Below are 18,677 nucleotides of genomic sequence, written 5' to 3'. Positions count from 1 at the left end.
TGTCTTATTGCTCCACTATGCAATCTATCAATATGTAATCTATTGGGTGTTATTGACTTTCAAGCGACTGACATAAAAGCTATCGATATAAATACATCAGGCTTTGGCTGGCAGGGCGTGATCAATAATATTGATAACTACGTCCAATACATCGTCTTTCACTCGTTCCTGATGCCGCTTCATATGCGGCATGGCGAGATGTTGTTCCAGATGTTGCACGCTGGCCCACTGTTCCCACATAAAAATGAAATCAGGCGCTTGGCGCTGCCAGGCTAACTGAGTTGGCACATCAACCATGGGGACATACCCGCCGCAGCCTTGCTCTGCCAGTACGTCCGGCAGCAGTTGGGCGAAGGAATCCAGTACCGCCTGACGGCGGCCCGGTTTAACCTGAATTTCTGCGAAAACGCTAATCATAACCACTCCAAATCGGGCTGGATTTTAGGCGAACAGCGTTGATAAATGCTGGCGATAACGTGCAATATCACCTGCGATGTCCGGCTGTTTAATCACGTCGTTGCACATAAAGGTTGGCAGAGGTTCCATGCCAAGGAATTGATTCGCTTTATGAACGGGCAGGTAAACGCCGTCCACGCCAACGCCGTGGAAGAACTGATTTGGATCGGTAAAGGCTTCTGCCGGTGCATTCCAGGTCACGGAAAGCATGTAAGTTTTACCTTGAAGCAGGCCGCCAGATCCGTATTTCTTGCTGTTTTCCGAACGGCTACGACCATCGCTTTGATACAAACGGCCATGACCTTCGGTAAAGATTTCGTCGATATACTTTTTCAGAATCCAAGGCGGCCCCATCCACCAACCCGGCATCTGATAGATAACCGTATCGGCCCAGAGGAAATTCTGAATTTCAGATTCAATATCATAGCCTTGATCAACAACCGTGACCTTAACCTGATGACCGATTTCTTGCAGACACTCGGTCGCAACCTTGGTCAGCGTATCGTTCAATGCCCCTTTTGAGTGGGCAAATTCTTTCTTTGCATTAATAATCAGTATGTTACTCATGGCATACTCCGGGTAGCGTGAAGACAACCAGTGAAAACAACATGCTGTATACAGCGTGACTATTATTTCTGGCCTATCTCGATTGCAGCGTATGCTAATGATTGCATTCGCATAGAAAAATAGGCTTTTAGGCAGAACAGTTTTGACTGCGAAGCAACAAAGCGGGGATATTCATCCTAACTGTCGCTTTTAGCGACAAAAGCGCCAGACAGCAAAATTCGTGGCCTGCGGCGAAAATAGGCAGATTTGCCCGCGTAGATTGCTTTGGATTTGTGACAGTTACCCCGCAGATGAGTTACTATCGCGAGCAGAAATCTATAATGAACTTCCGGTGATGATTGGCTGTAAGCCACGATCTTCTCGCCCGAGTCTGAGGATAATTAAGTAATGAGTGATTTGACTCATGACGGTGCAGAGCGCTTACCGCTGCACACATTTACTGAAAACGCCTATTTGAACTATTCCATGTACGTCATCATGGATCGGGCGTTGCCGTTTATCGGCGATGGTTTAAAGCCGGTACAACGCCGCATTGTGTATGCCATGTCCGAACTGGGTCTGAGCAACAGTGCCAAATTTAAGAAATCAGCGCGTACCGTGGGTGATGTGCTGGGTAAATACCATCCTCACGGCGATAGCGCCTGCTATGAAGCTATGGTGTTGATGGCGCAGCCGTTCTCTTACCGTTATCCGCTGGTGGACGGGCAGGGTAACTGGGGGGCACCGGACGATCCTAAATCGTTCGCAGCGATGCGTTATACCGAATCTCGTTTATCCAAATATGCCGAAGTGCTACTGGGTGAATTGGGGCAGGGGACGGTGGATTGGGTGCCAAACTTTGACGGCACCATGCAGGAGCCGAAAATGCTGCCTGCGCGCCTGCCAAACATACTGCTGAACGGTACTACCGGCATTGCCGTTGGTATGGCGACGGATATTCCGCCGCATAACGTGCGGGAGATTGCTCAGGCGGTAGTGGCGTTGATTGATAAGCCCCATACCTCGCTGGAAGAATTGCTAGAGTTCGTACAAGGCCCTGATTTCCCAACCGAAGCGGAAATCATTACACCAAGAGACGAAATCCGTAAGATTTATCAGAATGGCCGTGGCTCTGTGCGAATGCGCGCGGTATGGAAAAAAGAAGACGGCAGCGCGGTGATTACAGCGTTGCCTCATCAGGTTTCCGGTGCCAAGGTTCTGGAACAAATCGCCAACCAAATGCGAGCGAAAAAGCTGCCGATGGTAGAGGATTTGCGCGATGAATCGGATCATGAAAATCCGACTCGCCTGGTGATCGTGCCACGAACCAATCGCGTCGATCTCGAACAGGTAATGAACCACCTCTTCGCGACAACCGATCTGGAACGCAGCTACCGTATCAATATGAATATGATCGGTCTAGATCATCGTCCGTCGGTGAAAGGCTTGCTGGAAATTCTGACCGAATGGCTGGAATTCCGCCGCGACACCGTGCGTAAGCGTTTGAACTATCGTCTGGATAAGGTATTGAAGCGTCTGCATATTTTAGAGGGTTTATTAGTCGCCTTCCTGAATATCGACGAAGTGATTCATATTATTCGTACCGAAGATGAGCCTAAGCCATTGCTAATGCAGCATTTCGGGATTTCCGAAACGCAGGCCGAAGCTATTCTGGAGCTGAAACTTCGTCATCTGGCCAAGCTGGAAGAGGTGAAGATTCGCGGTGAGCAGGATGAACTGGCGAAAGAGCGCGATCAATTGCAGGCGCTGCTGGCTTCTGAACGCAAGCTGAATACGCTGATCAAAAAAGAAATTCAGGCAGACGCGGCCGCTTATGGTGATGATCGCCGTTCGCCGCTGACCGAACGTAGTGAAGCCAAGGCGATGAGCGAGCACGATATTGTGCCTTCCGAGCCGGTAACTATTGTGCTGTCTGAGATGGGCTGGGTGCGAAGCGCCAAAGGCCATGATATCGATCCAAGCGGTTTAAGTTACAAAGCGGGAGATAGCTTCCGCTCCGCTGCTCGCGGCAAGAGTAATCAGCCGGTGGTGTTTATTGACTCCACCGGACGCAGCTATGCGCTGGATCCGCTGACGCTACCGTCTGCTCGTGGGCAAGGTGAGCCGCTAACCGGTAAGCTAACGCCGCCTCCGGGGGCGACCATTGAGCAGGTGTTGATGGCTCCGGACGATCAAAAACTGTTGATGGCTTCTAACGCCGGTTACGGTTTTGTCTGTACTTTCAACGATCTGGTGGCTAAGAACCGCGCGGGTAAAGCCATGATTACTCTACCGGAAAACGCGAAAGCGTTGCCGCCGCTGGAAATTCATGGCCCGGATGATATGTTGCTTTCCATCACCATGGCTGGACGTATGCTGATGTTCCCGGTGGCCGATTTGCCGGAGTTGTCGAAAGGGAAAGGGAATAAGATCGTCTCTATTCCGGCGGCGCAGGCGGCGGCAGGGGAAGACGGGCTAGCCTGGCTGTTTGTCTTGCCTCCGCAGACTTCGGTGACGCTGTACTTCGGCAAACGCAAGCTGACGCTGCGTCCAGAAGATTTACAGAAATTCCGTGCGGAACGTGGACGCAAAGGCTCGCCGTTGCCTCGTGGATTGCAGAAGATAGACCGGGTTGAAGTGGACGCGCCTGCGCGCCCTGAACAGCCTGAAAATAACCAGTAGCTATTGTCCCTGAGCGGATTGCCAGTCGTATTCAGGCTGGCAATCCGCATCGGCATCGATTTAAACGGTTGACCGCTTTGATCGATCAGCCATGGCCGTTGGCCTTTTCCCCCAGATTATTTGAACCTTCTGTAATGGCAATTTATTATGGCGGTGAATCTACGCGGTGTTTTTTATCGCAGCCGCTATACTAGCGTCGATTAGGTTTTCAAGAGGTTGTTATGTTATTAATTTTGCGCTCAGTACTGGCGGTTTTGTATTGCTTATTGGTGTGTGTGTTTGGTTCGATTTACTGTCTTTTCAGTCCACGAAATCCCCGCCACGTTGCGACCTTCGGACATTTGTTTGGCCGAATGTCCCGACTATTCGGTATCACCGTTGAACAACGTATTCCAGCGGAAGCTGCAGAGTATGGCAACTGTATCTATATCGCTAACCACCAGAATAATTACGATATGGTTACTATGTCGAATGTGGTTCAGCCTGGTACGGTAACCGTTGGTAAAAAAAGCCTGCTGTGGATTCCACTGTTTGGGCCACTGTATTGGCTGACCGGTAACCTGCTGATTGACCGCGAGAATCGCGCTAAAGCCCACGGAACTATTGCGCAAGTGGTTGAGCAAGTTAAGAAACGTAATATTTCTATCTGGATGTTCCCGGAAGGAACCCGTAGCCGCGGTCGTGGTCTGTTGCCGTTTAAAACTGGCGCTTTCCATGCTGCTATCGCCGCTGGCGTACCTATCGTGCCGATTTGTGTTTCCAATACCAATGGTAATATTAATTTGAACCGTTGGAATAATGGATTGGTGATAGTAGAAATGCTGCCACCTATTGATACCAGCGGCTACAGCAAAGAGCGAGTGCGCGAACTCGCCGAGCATTGCCGTAATCTGATGGCGACCAAAATTGAGCAGCTTGATGCTGAAGTTGCTAAGTACGCAGCAGAAAAAAAATAACGCGACTCCAGTATGTTACTGGATACGCTAAAATAAAAATGCCTTTATTTTAAACGACTTTGATCGTTAGTGTTTTGCCCGCTGATACCCGTGCGGCGTCGGCGGGCAAAACTTTTGCATACGGTTTGTTAGTGCTTTTCACGGAGAAGATATGTCACTTAGTCGTCGCCAGTTCATTCAGGCTTCGGGCTTAGCGCTATGCGCAGGTTCACTGCCATTGAGGGCACAGGCTAGCGGTACGCAGCAACCTCCCTTACCGGTTCCCCCATTGCTGGAATCCCGCCGTGGCCAACCGCTGTTTTTAACGTTACAGCGCGCGCACTGGGCATTCATGTCTGGCCGTAAAAAGGCGGAAGTGTGGGGCATCAATGGCTCCTATCTGGGGCCAACGGTCAGAGTGTACAGCGGCGATGATGTCAAGTTGATTTACAGCAACCGACTGTCTGAGCCGGTTTCTATGACTATCAGCGGTTTACAGGTTCCCGGCACTTTAATGGGCGGAGCGCCGCGCATGATGTCACCGGGCGTAGATTGGTCTCCAGTGCTGCCGATCCGTCAAAGCGCTGCCACCTGTTGGTATCACGCCAATACGCCTAATCGTATGGCTCCCCATGTCTATAACGGGCTGGCGGGAATGTGGTTGGTGGAAGATGAGGTGAGTAAAGCACTGCCGCTGCCTAGCCACTACGGCGTTGATGATTTCCCGATTATTATTCAGGACAAACGACTGGACAGCTTTGGCGTTCCGGAATATAACCCGCCGGCCAAGGGCGGCTTTATCGGTGATACTTTGCTGGTTAACGGGGTGCAAAGTCCGTTTGTCGAAGTTTCTCGTGGATGGGTGCGTTTGCGTTTGCTGAACGCCTCGAACTCCCGCCGCTATACTCTGCAAATCAGCGATGGCCGACCTTTCCACGTTGTGGCTAGCGATCAGGGTTTCCTGCCCGCGCCCGTTGCTGTACAACAGCTATCGCTGGCACCGGGTGAGCGACGCGAAGTGTTGATTGATATGTCGCAGGGCAGCGAGGTTTCCATTACTGCCGGTGAGTCTGCGGGTATTATGGATCGTCTGCGCGGGCTGTTTGAACCCTCCAGTATCTTGATCTCCACGCTGGTTTTGACCTTAAAGCCGACGGGTTTACTGCCGCTGGTAACTGATAATCTGCCAATGCGACTATTGGCCGACCAAATTCTTGACGGCAACGTTGTACGCTCTCGTGAATTTCGTTTGGGCGATAACTTACCGGGCATTAACGGCGCGATTTGGGATATGAATCGGGTTGACGCACAGGCGCAGCAGGGAACCTGGGAACGCTGGACGCTGCACGCCGATATGCCGCAGGCTTTCCATATTCAGGGCGTATCTTTCCTAGTGAAAAATGTGAACGGCGCTCCGGCAATGGCGGAAGACCGTGGTTGGAAAGATACGGTTTGGGTCGATGGCGATGTAGAGCTGCTGGTGTATTTCAATCAGGTCTCTTCCGAGCATTTCCCATTCCTGTTCTACAGCCAGACGCTGGAAATGGCCGATCGCGGCTCTACCGGTCAATTGGTGACACAGCCTGCTCCGATTTAATCCTTTCTTCTTCAAGACAGGGCGGTTAATCGCCGCCTGGTCTACGTCATTGCCCGCAACTATTTGTTTGTCTATTCGATAATTTCTTGGGCGATCTCCACGAGTCGGTGGGGGATCAAAGAAACCACCGATAACCTTCCTCTTTACATGGATAAATGCGTATAATCGCCGCCCTGTGATGATTTCCTGACCCGCATCCTCCTCTCCATCTCCTGATTAAAGAGTATTGCCATGAGTACCAGCCTGATTCAGCCAGAACGCGATCTATTTTCCTACACGCCTTATTGGGCCGAGTGCTATGGCACCGCGCCTTTTTTACCCATGTCGCGGGAGGAGATGGACGTGCTGGGCTGGGACAGCTGCGACATTATCGTGGTGACCGGCGATGCCTACGTTGACCATCCGAGCTTTGGTATGGCGATTGTGGGCAGAATGCTTGAAGCGCAGGGATTTCGCGTGGGAATTATTGCTCAACCGGACTGGACCAATAAAGAAGACTTTATGCGGTTGGGTGAGCCAAATCTGTTCTTTGGCGTCACTGCGGGCAATATGGATTCGATGATCAACCGTTATACTGCCGATCGTAAATTGCGTCACGATGATGCCTATACGCCGAATAATGAAAGTGGAAAACGGCCGGATCGCGCCACTTTGGTTTACAGCCAGCGCTGTAAGGAAGCCTATAAGCATGTGCCAGTGATATTAGGCGGAATCGAGGCCAGTTTGCGCCGAATCGCTCATTATGATTACTGGTCAGATACGGTGCGGCGTTCGGTGATTATTGATGCTAAAGCAGACATGCTGGTGTACGGCAACGGCGAACGGCCATTGGTTGAAGTGGCGCACCGGCTGGCGGCTGGCGAGAAAATTGCTGATATTCAGGATGTGCGTAATACCGTAGTGATTCGTAAAACGCCTTTGCCTGGCTGGAGCGGCGTGGATTCTAGCCGTTTGGATAAACCGGGGCGTATTGAGCCGATTCCGAATCCTTACGGTGATGACTTAGCCTGCGCGCCGGAGGGGAAAGCAGATGCCGAGGAAGCTAAACCGGTGACGGTGCGAGCTGCCAAGCCTAAACCGTGGGAAAAAACCTATGTTTTGCTGCCTTCTTATGAAAAAGTTAAAGCAGACAAAGTGTTATATGCACATACCTCGCGGATTCTGCACCATGAAACCAACCCAGGCTGCGCACGAGCGTTGATGCAAAAACACGGAGATCGCTATATCTGGATTAATCCGCCAGCGATTCCGTTGAGCACCGAGGAAATGGACAGCGTATTTGCTCTACCTTATCAACGGGTTCCTCATCCGTCTTACGGTGACGCAAAAATACCGGCTTATGACATGATCCGTTTTTCGATCAATATTATGCGTGGCTGCTACGGCGGTTGTTCCTTCTGCTCGATTACCGAGCACGAAGGCCGAATTATTCAAAGTCGTTCGGAAGATTCTATAATTCGCGAAATCGAAGAAATTCGCGATAAAGTCCCAGGGTTTACCGGTATTATCTCCGATCTTGGTGGCCCAACGGCCAATATGTATATGCTGCGCTGCCAGTCTCCGCGTGCGGAACAAACTTGCCGCCGCGCTTCCTGTGTCTATCCTGAGATTTGTACCCATATGGATACCAATCATCAGCCCACTATTTCGCTGTACCGTCGGGCGCGCGATCTAAAAGGGGTGAAGAAGATCCTGATTGCTTCCGGAGTGCGTTACGATTTGGCGGTAGAAGATCCGCGTTATATCAAAGAGCTGGCTTCTCATCATGTGGGGGGATATCTGAAGATCGCGCCAGAGCATACGGAAGAAGGGCCGCTGTCAAAAATGCTGAAACCGGGCATGGGCAGCTACCAGCGTTTTAAAGAACTGTTTGATACCTATTCCAAACAGGCGGGTAAAGAGCAGTATTTGATTCCTTACTTTATCTCGGCTCACCCCGGCACTCGGGATGAGGATATGGTTAATTTGGCGCTATGGCTGAAGAAAAACCGATTCCGTCTGGATCAGGTACAGAACTTCTATCCGTCGCCATTGGCCAACTCGACCACCATGTATTACAGCGGTAAAAACCCGTTGTCTAAGGTCGATTACAAAAGTGAAGACGTGGTGGTGCCAAAAGGAGATCGCCAGCGTCGCTTGCATAAGGCGCTGCTGCGTTACCACGATCCTGCCAACTGGCCGCTGATTCGTACCGCTTTGGAAGATATGGGCATGGCACATTTGATCGGTGGGCGTCGGGAGTGTCTGGTGCCTGCGCCGACGATAGAAGAACAGCGGGAAGCTCGACGATCTTTGCGTCACCATACGCCAGCGCTGACTAAACACACCGCTATCGCACGCCAGCGTCAGCCGAGTGGTTCACCTAAAGTTACGCCGGGTCATGCCCACTCAGGCAAAGCAATATCGGGCGAAGTTACGTCTCGCAAAGCGACGTCAGGTAAAATGACATCGGGTAAAGTGCCATCAGCATCGGGTAAAGAACCATCAGGCAACCCGCCATCGGGTCAAGGATCATCAGGTAAAACGTCATCAGGTTCAGGTAAAACTGCGCCAGCCAATATCCAGGGCAAATCATCCTCAACAGGCTCTCGTCCTGGGGGAAAGTCGACAAACGCGGGCCGGGTTAAGCAGAAAGTTCGTTAACCTGCGCCAGAACCTTTACATGCGATGCATCAATCCGCCATCCCTGGCGGATTGATGAGTGACATCCCTGACTCGAAGGTTCACGCGTGCTTTTAAAGCTAAATTAAAAAGCCGATTAAAAAGCCGATTCAAGATGCCAGTTTACCGTTCGTCGATTGACCAAAAATCGCGTAATTTTGTCGCGGTATTTGGCTGCCATTATTTAAAAACTATCGGGATCTGGCCCCAGACGATTGCCAATGTCCAATTTGGCGATCTCGCTGAGTTCGTCTTTTTCCAGTTTGAAATCAAAAACTTCAAAGTTTTCTCTGATACGAGACGGCGTGACGGATTTAGGAATGACGATTAACCCGCTATCCAGATGCCAGCGAATGACAATTTGCGCCGGAGTTTTGCTGTATTTCTCCGCCAGTCGATGAATCAGCGGTTGTTCAAATACGCCTTCTCCGCCCTGTGCCAGCGGGCTCCAGGACTCGGTGGCAATGTGATGAGTGGCATTCCAGGCGTGAAGCTGACGCTGTTGCAGCAAAGGATGCAGTTCAATCTGGTTAATCACCGGAGCGACGCCGGTTTCATCCAGCAGCCGTTGCAGGTGTGGAATATGGAAGTTACAAACGCCAATACTGCGAGTTAGCCCCTGTTCTCTGAGCTTAATCAGTTCCCGCCAAGCTGCGACAAAGCGATTCTGTTTTGGATCTGGCCAGTGAATTAAATACAGATCCACATAATCCAACTGGAGTTTTTCCAGGCTGGTTTCTAACGCCTGTTGTGGATGAGCCTGATCTTCATTCCAGAGTTTGGTGGTGATGAACAGCTTTTCGCGAGGAATCGCGGCGGATTTCAACGCTAAACCTACGCCTTCTTCATTTTTGTAAATTGCCGCTGTATCAACTGAACGATAGCCAATTTCCAGCGCTTTGGTGACCGCAGCCTGAACGTCCTCGTGGCTAGCTTTCCATACGCCTAGCCCAAGCTGGGGCATTATGCTGCCATCATGCAGTTTAATAATCGGTTGATTTGTCATGAATTTCTCCTCAAGGTTGCGGGCAGTTTTGCCGAAGCAGCCAGCCGCACACTCAGTAATCGATCTCTTATTTATCGTAGTCGAAATTATTTATTAATTATCAGGCTAATCATTTTATGCATTAAGCGTGCATATCCAACACGACGCGATAACGTGCTTTTCCCGCGTGTAAATGCTCAATGGCGTCGTTTATCTTGCTCAGGGGAAAATGCTCAACCTGAGGTTTAATTTCGTGACGTGCACAGAACGCCAGCATTTCTGCCAAGCGAGCCGGTGCGCCGGTCGGTGATGCCGATAGCTCAGCCTGTTTCCCGATAAAAGCAAAAATATGCACTGGAACCGGCTCCGGGATCGCCCCGACAAAATGCAACCGACCTTTAGGTGCCAGCGTACTGACATAGGCATCCCAATCCAAGGAGGCATTTGCAGTCACTAAGATAAAATCGAGCTGGTTCGCAATTTTTGCCAGCGCTTTGCTGTCATTGCTGGCAACCACGCGATGAGCGCCGAGAGAAAGCGCTTCGTCACGTTTGGTATTAGACGAGGTAAAAGCGGTCACTTCGCAGCCCCAGGCTTTCATAAAGCGAATCGCCATATGGCCTAGCCCGCCGATACCGACCACGCCCACTCGCTGTGTGGGGCGAACATCGTATTGCAGCAGAGGATTGAAGACGGTGATTCCACCGCAAAATAGCGGCCCCGCGCTGGTAATATCCACACCTTCCGGCAGCGGAATTGCCCATGCCCAATGACTGCGAATCCGATCGGCAAAACCGCCGTGGCGGCCAATAATCGTGGGCTGAACTTCATGGCACAAATGCTGATCGCCGGAAACACAGGGATGGCAATGCATACAACTGCCGCGATTCCAGCCAACGCCCACCACTTGACCGATTTTTAATCCTTTGTTTTTGGCATGTTGGCCAATACGAGAGATTTTTCCCACCACTTCATGGCCGGGGACAAAGGGGTAGGCGGTGATGCCCCAGTCATTGTTGATCATGGATAAATCTGAGTGGCAAACCCCGCAATAATCAATGCTGACCTCAATATCATCATCAGCCAGTGGCCCGGCATCAAATACGAAGGATTCTAACGGCTGGCCCGCAGCAGGAGCGGCCCAAGCCTGGATGTGATTATCAGATTCAGTCGAGGGTGTAACTGATTGGTTCGACATATGACTCTCCCATGGATAAACGAGATGCAATAGGGCGAAAGGTGTTGCAGTACCAGAAAGGGGGCTGTTGCTATCCCTTGGGCAGGAACTACAGCTAAATGAAAACCGCGGATATGGTATTTAAGCCTAGCAGTAAGTATCGATGCTGGAAGAAAAAATCGAGGCTATGGCCATCGTAAATTTGAAAGGAGAAGGGCAAGGACGTTTCCTTACCCTTTATAGTATCGATAATGATTAAATCAGATTGCGGCTTCGTAGATACGTTGGCTATCTGCCAGCGTAATATCGCCGTGTTCCCCCAGGCTGCGGTAGCCGTGTTCGTCCAACTTTTTGATCAGGCTTGGAATAGTGCTGCCATCCAGACCGTATTCAGACAAACGGGTTGGTACACCCATTGCCTCGAAGAAATGACGGGTTGCGGCAATCGCGCCATCAATACGCTGTTCTTCGGTCCCTTCATGCAAATTCCAAACGCGTTCTGCGTATTGCAGCAATTTGGCGCGTTTCTGCTCTTTTTTCGCTTCCAGCAGAGATGGCAACACCACTGCCAGAGTCTGTGCGTGGTCTAACCCATGCAGAGCTGTCAGCTCGTGGCCCAGCATATGAGTCGCCCAATCCTGCGGTACGCCAGCACCGATCAGACCGTTCAGCGCCATAGTGGCACTCCACATGATATTAGCGCGAACGTCGTAATCTTTCGGATTTTCAAGCGCTTTCGGGCCTTCTTCAATCAGGGTTAGCAGTAAACCTTCTGCAAAACGGTCTTGTACCTTGGCATTTACCGGGTAAGTCAGATATTGCTCAATGGTGTGTACGAAAGCATCTACCACGCCATTCGCGACCTGACGCTTAGGCAACGTATAGGTCACCACTGGGTCCAGAATGGCAAAAAGCGGCTGAACGTGCGGTGAGAAGAAATGACGTTTGTCACCGGTGCTACGGCGGCTGACTACCGCGCCATTATTGGCTTCAGAGCCAGTAGCTGGCAGGGTCAGTACAGAACCCATAGGAATAGCTTCGGTGATGTTGCTACCGGCAGTTTCTAGAATCTGCCACGGATCTTCAGGGTAAGCCACGGCCGCAGCGATGAACTTGGTGCCGTCCAAAACGGAACCGCCGCCGACCGCCAGCAGGAAGTCGAAATCACCGGCGCGAATCAGTTCAACGGCTTTCATCAAGGTTTCATAAGTTGGGTTAGGCTCGATACCACCAAACTCTTCGAATTGATGGTTTTTCAATGCTTGATAGACTTGATCCATCACGCCGGTGCTTTTCACGCTACCGCCGCCGTAGGTAATCAATACGCGGGCATCGGCAGGAATTTGGTTCGCCAATTCAGCAATCTGGCCTTTACCGAACAGGACTTTAGTCGGGGTATGAAGAGTAAAGTTTTGCATGATTTTATAATCCAACCTGTAGTTGATTAATAGGCTAATAGTCAGTATCAACCTTGAATGGCCAGTAAATTAGCCAGTGGGCTTCCCACCCTTAGGCTGCGTCCTTGCGACGGAAAAAACCTATTGGGCAAATTTCTCTGAGGGCTATTGTGGGTAACTTAGTCATATAGCTCAATGCTCATTTCTGCCAGCTTCTTGCCTATTTCTACAAACCACTGTAGGAAATGTGATAAATAAAGCAAAATTCGTGTCGATATATTTTTTATGAAATATGAGGTTGGTATGGTGAGCATTGACGATATTCAGCGGGAACTGGCGCAAAAAGTCGCGCAACTGGCACAGGGAAACGGGTTGACGACGTCCGCGGTTCCCAAGGTTAAGCTGCTGTTTTCCAATGCCCATCAACCACGTACGCCGGTGATGTATACCCCCAGTATTGTGATCATCTTTCAAGGTAAAAAAGTAGGCTATCTGGGGAGTAAAATCTTTCAGTATGATCCGAAAAACTATCTGTTACTGACGGTGACGCTGCCGTTTGAATGTGAAACATTTGCCAGCCCGCAAGAACCGCTTGCCGGATTATCCATTCAGGTTGATCACCCAATGCTACAGGATCTGCTGGTGGATATTGGTGACGATGAGCTGGATAAACCCCGAGGTAATACCAACGGCGTCAACGCTGCATTGCTTACGGAAGAGATGCTGTGTGCCACCGAGCGCCTGTTGGACGTTATGGCCAAACCGCTGGATGCCAGAGTGTTAGGGCCGCAAATCGTGCGCGAGATTCTGTTTTATGTGCTATCCGGCCCTTGTGGTGCTCCGTTGCAGGAGTTGGTGAATCGTCACAGTCATTTTAATCAGATAGCTAAGGCGCTACGGCGCATTGAGAATCAATTTGCAGAAAATCTTAATGTGGAGCAGTTGGCGGCAGAAGTGAATATGAGCATTTCGGCTTTCCACCATAATTTCAAAGCGGTAACCAATACTTCTCCACTGCAATATTTGAAAACCTATCGTTTACACCGAGCCAGAATATTGATGATTCACGATGGATTGAAGGCCAGTACGGCGGCTATTCGGGTGGGGTATGAGAGTGCGTCGCAGTTTAGCCGAGAATTTAAACGTTACTTTGGTCATACGCCTAGCGACGAGCGGGCAAAACTGCGCAGTCACTAGTAAAACCAAGGGCACGCTGGCTCGATGAATCGCGGATAGCCAGCGTGTCTGAACGCGTTATTCGGTGGCGCTTTTACGCTTACACCACACCACAATCAGTGAGCCGACCAACCCAATCAGCAGCAAGGCTACCGGCAGAATCATCAGTGCGGTCATAACCTGATTTTCGTAGTGTTTCACTAACGGGATTTGGCTCAGGGCGAAGCCCAAACCCACCACTGCACCGACCCAGAGCAATCCGCTCAGCCAGTTAAATAGTTGGAAACGGGTACTATTCAGGCCAGAAATACCCGCTAGTGTAGGCAGTAAGGTGCGAACGAAAGCCAGAAAACGGCCAATGAGCAGGGCTGCCAGACCGTGGCGTACAAACAGTTGGTGCGCCCGCTGGCGATAATGTATTGGTAATTGTAGTAGCCAGCTTTTGACGACCTTGGTATCTCCGAGCCATCGACCTTGAACATAGCTAAGCCAGCAGCCCAAACTGGCCGCGATGGTAAGAATAATCAGCGTCGGAATAAAAGCCATAACGCCTTTGGCAATTAAGGCACCGGCAAGCAGCAGTAGGCTATCTCCGGGGAGGAAGGAAGCGGGCAGCAGGCCGTTTTCTAAAAATAAAGTGGTAAAAAGTATGCCGTAGATAACCCAAATGACATTGGGGTCGGCAAGTTTACTAAAATCCTGTTGCCATAAGGCATGAAGGATTTCGCGTAACACATCCATTTCTTTTCCTGTTTGCCTATTGGTGGGGAAGATAATCCGTGAATCCTTACAGTGTATCGGTATTAGACTCAGGCCACATTGATCTTATCCTCATTAACCAAAAATTAGCGGGGTATATTCATTCTGTTGATGGTTTAGAGACTAACTTCGGTGAAAACCGCACAAATTAGCGCAGTTCCCACTGGTAGAGGCCTTATTGCGCTGAGGCGATACGAGCGAAGCCGGCGGCCAGATCCTCAATTAAATCTTGAGTATTCTCCAAACCAATATGAACACGAACTAAAGTGCCCTGATGCGCGATAGCTTCATATTTACGTATCGCTTTAATATCTTCCGGCTGGTAAGCCAGAATCAGTGACTCAAAGCCGCCCCAAGAGAATGCCATACTGAAGTGGTGAAAGTTGTCCAGATAGTTTTCAAATTGTTGCTGGTTCAGGCGGTGCTTGAGTTCAAAAGAGAACAGCCCGTTGCAGCCAGAAAAATCTCGTTTATAAAATTCATGGCCTTGACAGTCTGGCAGCGCCGGATGATAAACGTGAGCCACTTCAGGGCGCTGCGCCAGCCAGTTGGCAACGTCTATACCGTTAGCTTCGTGCTGTTTCAGGCGCACACTTAACGTCCGCAGGCCGCGGCTAGCCAGATAGGCACTGTCGGCATCCACCATTTGCCCCATGAGATATGAGTCTTCCCGCAGTTGTTCCCAGCAGCGCGCGTTGGCTACGGCGATGCCCAGCATGGCGTCAGAATGGCCGATCAGATATTTGGTGCCGGACTGAATGGAAATATCGATATCAAAATCAAGAGGTTTGAATAACACGCCCGCCGCCCAGGTGTTATCCATCATGATAATCACTTTTGGTGAAACGGCGCGAATGGCGCGCACCATCGCGGGAATATCCTGTATTTCCATAGTGATAGAGCCGGGCGACTCTAAAAACACCACTTTGGTATTAGGCTGAACCAACTTACCCACGGCGCTGCCGATCAGTGGATCGAAATAGCTGGTACTGACCTGCATCCGCGACAGGATTTTATCGCAAAAACTCTGCGCTGGTTCGTAGGCCGATCCGGTCATCAATACATGATCGCCCGCGGATACGAAGGCCAGAATGGCATTGCTGATCGCCGCTGCGCCGCAAGGGTATAACACACAGCCCGCGCCACCTTCCAGTTCTGTCATGGCTTCCTGCAAGGCGAAGTGAGTCAATGTGCCGCGGCGACCGTAAAATAGTTCGCCTTTACCACGGTTAATTGTGGCGTGCTTTTTGGCTTTTACACTGTCAAAAACCAACGACGATGCGCGTTGAATCACAGGATTAACCGATCCCAGGGTGAATTTTTTACTGCGCCCTGCGCTGATCAACGTGGTTTCTAATTTTTTTGAAGACATACGGGCGCTCACCTTGCTTGGTTAGTGTCGGTCTGGATTGATTGCCAGCCATTATCTGATTGGTTATTTATTTAAATTAGCATGATGAACATTTGATGTAGTGCGCTTTTAGCCGGATGGCGTTTAAAGAGGGGGAGCCGCTGTTTAAGGCGGTTTACGCACAAAAAAATGCTGCAAAACGCACAGAAAGTAATGGTTTATTGGTAAAGAAAATCGACGGCGAGTGAGTTTTATGTGAATAAAACCCTATGGTTGTTACTTGTTTAGCCCAAGTGTTATCAGCGTTTGAAGCAGGCTGGCGATGAAAAACAGCGGTCTGGGCGGCGAGTTTGCCTTAATTATCTTTTAGATAGAAAAATTGGCTCAAATAATAATGATAATTACTATCAATCCGTCATTTGTTTGATATGATCCGCCACTGATTTCGTCCTTAAATTGATATGCATATTGGGTGGAGGCGCAGCGTGAAAACAGCTGGCAAAGTTATGGAACATAAATCATTCGCCGCAAACCAGGGTCGGGGAGTGAAGTTAGGGCGCGGCGTTATGGCGCTCTTGTTAATCGCAGGTTTATCTGGCCCGGCATTAGCAGCCCCAGGTAATAGCAGTGCAGTTGCCGCTGGCGTGGCGCCCGCGTCAACGCAGCACACCGCCGCGGTTTCAACTCCGCTGCCGCAGCCGGAGTTAACCTCTGTCGCAACGCCGGATGCCGCTCCTGCTCCTGCGCTACAATCTGTGACTCCGGCGGCGCCTGCTGCTCCACAAGGTCTGGCGATGGATTTGTCCGTTTGGGGTATGTACCAGCATGCAGACGTAGTGGTGAAAGCCGTGATGATTGGTCTGGTGCTGGCGTCGGTTGTTACCTGGACTATTTTATTCTCTAAAGGTATGGAATTGTACCGCGCCCGTCGTCGCCTGCGTCATGAGCACATTGTGCTCGGCTCGGCGACTAATCTGAGCGACGCTTTGGCGCAGGCCGAAGATTTTGCGCCGGAAAGCATCAGTGGCATGTTGCTGCGCGAAGCGGAAAACGAGCGTCAGCTATCGGCAGAATCCACTGATAATGGCGGTATCAAAGAGCGCGCCTCTTTCCGCCTGGAGCGTCGTGTGGCTGCCGTGAGCCGTCAGATGGGCAAAGGAACCGGCTTCCTGGCGACTATCGGGGCTATCTCTCCGTTCGTCGGTTTGTTCGGCACCGTTTGGGGCATCATGAACAGCTTTATTGGCATCGCTCATTCGCAAACCACCAATTTGGCGGTGGTGGCTCCAGGTATTGCCGAAGCCTTGCTGGCAACGGCATTAGGTCTGGTGGCGGCGATTCCTGCGGTAGTTATCTATAACATCTTTGCTCGCCTGATCGGAACTTACCGCGCTCACGTGGGTGATGTTGCCGCGCAAGCCTTGCTGTTATTGAGCCGCGATCTGGATCTGGCTAGCAGCACCGCAGAAAATAAATCATCAAGCCATGCTCAACAACTGCGTGCGGGGTGATTTATGGCAATGCACATGAATGAAAATCCTGATGAAAGCGGCGAATTACACGATATCAACGTAACGCCTTTCATTGATGTCATGCTGGTGCTATTGATTATCTTTATGGTGGCAGCGCCTTTGGCTACCGTAGACATCAAAGTGGATCTGCCTGCGTCCTCCGCCGCGCCGCAACCGCGTCCTGAGAAACCGGTGTTCCTGTCGGTGAAAGCCGATAACCAACTGTTCGTGGGCGAGCAGCAGGTTGACCGCGAAACGCTGGCCGTGGCGCTGGATAAGCGAACGCAGTCCAATAAGGAAACCACAATCTTCTTCCAGGCGGATAAGAGTGTGGATTACGAAACATTGATGAGCGTGATGGATTCGCTGCGGAAAGCCGGTTATCTCAAAGTGGGATTGGTCGGAATGGAAGCGGCTAACGCCCAGTAGGCGAAAGCGACAGGTTGCAAATAAAAAGCGCGGTTTGATACTGCGCTTTTTTATGTCTGAAATCAGGTAAACGTTCTGGTCAGAAATCCATATTAACCGCGTGCGTGAGCAGCGGCACGTTCTACCTGTTCATCGGTTGGACGCACTCCGGTGTAGAGAACAAACTGCTCAACGGCCTGAATCGCAATCACTTCTGCGCCGGTAATCACCTGCTTGCCCTGCTCTCGAGCGTAGCGAATCAATGGTGTTTCTGCTGGCAGAGCCACCACGTCAAACACAATCTTAGCCTGTTCAATGGTTGCCGGTTCAAAGGCTAGCGTCTCGGCTTCTGCGCCTCCGGCCATACCAATAGGCGTCACGTTGATTACCATATCGGCGGTCAAATCGCCAACGTCGGCCTGCCATTGATAGCCGTAGTTTTCTGCTAGCGCTTTTCCGGCGGTCTCATTACGGGCAATGATATGACCGTGTTTGAAACCGGCATCGCGTAGCGCGGCAACGACCGCTTTGGCCATTCCGCCGTTGCCTCGCAGCATGAAGGTGCTTTCAGTTGGCACCTGATATTGGTTCAATAGCTTGGCGATAGCGATATAGTCGGTGTTGTACGCCCGCAGGAAGCCATCGTCATTCACGATAGTATTCACAGACTCAATAGCAGTGGCGGAAGCGTCTAATTCATCCAGGAAGGGAATACAGGCTTCTTTGAACGGCATGGAAATTGCGCAGCCGCGAATGCCTAGGGCTCTGATACCGCCGACCGCCGCCTGAATATCGGTGGTAGTAAACGCTTTGTAGATGTAGTTGAGGTCCAGTTCTTGATACAGGAAATTATGGAATCGGGTGCCGAAGTTACCCGGCCGTCCGGCCAGTGACATGCACAAACGGGTGTCTTTGTTAATCTCACGGCTCATGATGAATCCTCTGGGAGAGATAAGTGAATACAGATTGTTATGGATTTCTTCTGGCGTTAAGTCTATCACGCTGAATGGAGACAGCCATCTTTGCCGCGTCGGCT

Annotated in this window: 14 protein-coding genes and 1 pseudogene; 7 read left to right on the top strand and 8 right to left on the bottom strand. The window is 50.7% G+C overall.

Annotation, left to right across the window (positions count from 1 at the left end):
* Positions 1-96: 96 nt before the first annotated feature.
* Both PL78_RS09875 and PL78_RS09870 read right to left on the bottom strand, forming a co-directional pair.
* Entirely contained in the window at positions 97-417 is a 321-nt protein-coding gene (locus tag PL78_RS09875; protein ID WP_064515158.1) for a putative quinol monooxygenase, read from the bottom strand.
* A gap of 24 nt (positions 418-441) precedes the next feature.
* Entirely contained in the window at positions 442-1,023 is a 582-nt protein-coding gene (locus PL78_RS09870) for an NAD(P)H-dependent oxidoreductase (RefSeq protein WP_064515156.1), read from the bottom strand.
* Between the two features lie 387 nt (positions 1,024-1,410).
* Here PL78_RS09870 and parC point away from each other — a divergent pair, with 387 nt between their 5' ends.
* The 4 genes and pseudogenes from parC to PL78_RS09850 form a co-directional block, all read left to right on the top strand.
* The gene (gene parC, locus PL78_RS09865; RefSeq protein ID WP_064515154.1) at positions 1,411-3,684 is read left to right on the top strand and encodes a DNA topoisomerase IV subunit A; all 2,274 of its coding nucleotides are present in this window, start codon (positions 1,411-1,413) and stop codon (positions 3,682-3,684) included.
* A 221-nt stretch (positions 3,685-3,905) separates the two neighbouring features.
* Entirely contained in the window at positions 3,906-4,640 is a 735-nt protein-coding gene (locus PL78_RS09860) for a 1-acylglycerol-3-phosphate O-acyltransferase (protein ID WP_064515152.1), read from the top strand.
* A gap of 151 nt (positions 4,641-4,791) precedes the next feature.
* The gene (gene ftsP / locus PL78_RS09855; RefSeq protein ID WP_064515150.1) at positions 4,792-6,216 is read left to right on the top strand and encodes a cell division protein FtsP; all 1,425 of its coding nucleotides are present in this window, start codon (positions 4,792-4,794) and stop codon (positions 6,214-6,216) included.
* A 231-nt stretch (positions 6,217-6,447) separates the two neighbouring features.
* A pseudogene (locus tag PL78_RS09850) lies at positions 6,448-8,658 on the top strand (YgiQ family radical SAM protein); the annotation flags it as partial.
* Between the two features lie 403 nt (positions 8,659-9,061).
* Here the strand turns inward: PL78_RS09850 and dkgA are convergent.
* The 3 genes from dkgA to yqhD all read right to left on the bottom strand — a co-directional run bounded on the left by dkgA (position 9,062) and on the right by yqhD (position 12,457).
* Positions 9,062-9,883 carry a 2,5-didehydrogluconate reductase DkgA gene (gene dkgA, locus PL78_RS09845; protein WP_064515148.1) on the bottom strand — a complete coding sequence of 274 codons (822 nt, stop codon included), beginning with the start codon at positions 9,881-9,883 and terminating at the stop codon, positions 9,062-9,064.
* Positions 9,884-10,004: 121 nt separating this feature from the next.
* The gene (ahr, locus tag PL78_RS09840) at positions 10,005-11,060 is read right to left on the bottom strand and encodes an NADPH-dependent aldehyde reductase Ahr (RefSeq protein ID WP_064515145.1); all 1,056 of its coding nucleotides are present in this window, start codon (positions 11,058-11,060) and stop codon (positions 10,005-10,007) included.
* A gap of 239 nt (positions 11,061-11,299) precedes the next feature.
* Positions 11,300-12,457, bottom strand: a complete 1,158-nt coding sequence (yqhD, locus tag PL78_RS09835) for an alcohol dehydrogenase (protein ID WP_064515143.1) — start codon at positions 12,455-12,457, stop codon at positions 11,300-11,302.
* Between the two features lie 282 nt (positions 12,458-12,739).
* Here yqhD and PL78_RS09830 point away from each other — a divergent pair, with 282 nt between their 5' ends.
* Positions 12,740-13,633, top strand: a complete 894-nt coding sequence (locus PL78_RS09830; protein ID WP_064515141.1) for an AraC family transcriptional regulator — start codon at positions 12,740-12,742, stop codon at positions 13,631-13,633.
* A 57-nt stretch (positions 13,634-13,690) separates the two neighbouring features.
* On the opposite strand, the gene PL78_RS09825 is transcribed toward PL78_RS09830, so the two are convergent.
* Positions 13,691-14,353, bottom strand: a complete 663-nt coding sequence (locus tag PL78_RS09825; protein WP_064515139.1) for a DedA family protein — start codon at positions 14,351-14,353, stop codon at positions 13,691-13,693.
* A gap of 193 nt (positions 14,354-14,546) precedes the next feature.
* Positions 14,547-15,743: a cystathionine beta-lyase gene (gene metC / locus PL78_RS09820; RefSeq protein WP_120805765.1), complete on the bottom strand. Its 1,197-nt coding sequence runs from the start codon at positions 15,741-15,743 to the stop codon at positions 14,547-14,549.
* Between the two features lie 464 nt (positions 15,744-16,207).
* On the opposite strand from metC, the gene exbB reads away from it, so the two are divergent.
* Both exbB and exbD read left to right on the top strand, forming a co-directional pair.
* Positions 16,208-17,233, top strand: coding sequence for a tonB-system energizer ExbB (exbB, locus tag PL78_RS09815; protein WP_084414321.1), 1,026 nt, complete (start codon positions 16,208-16,210; stop codon positions 17,231-17,233).
* Positions 17,234-17,236: 3 nt separating this feature from the next.
* Entirely contained in the window at positions 17,237-17,662 is a 426-nt protein-coding gene (gene exbD, locus PL78_RS09810) for a TonB system transport protein ExbD (protein ID WP_064515135.1), read from the top strand.
* Positions 17,663-17,754: 92 nt separating this feature from the next.
* Here the strand turns inward: exbD and PL78_RS09805 are convergent, their stop codons facing one another.
* Complete coding sequence (locus tag PL78_RS09805; RefSeq protein WP_064515133.1) at positions 17,755-18,573, bottom strand: shikimate 5-dehydrogenase; 819 nt, start codon at positions 18,571-18,573, stop codon at positions 17,755-17,757.
* Between the last annotated feature and the right edge of the window lie 104 nt (positions 18,574-18,677).

The organism is Yersinia entomophaga (assembly GCF_001656035.1).
GTDB classification, from domain to species: Bacteria; Pseudomonadota; Gammaproteobacteria; order Enterobacterales; family Enterobacteriaceae; genus Yersinia; species Yersinia entomophaga.
Note: the sequence above shows the minus strand (reverse complement) of the source record. Positions and strands in the feature narration are given on the sequence as shown.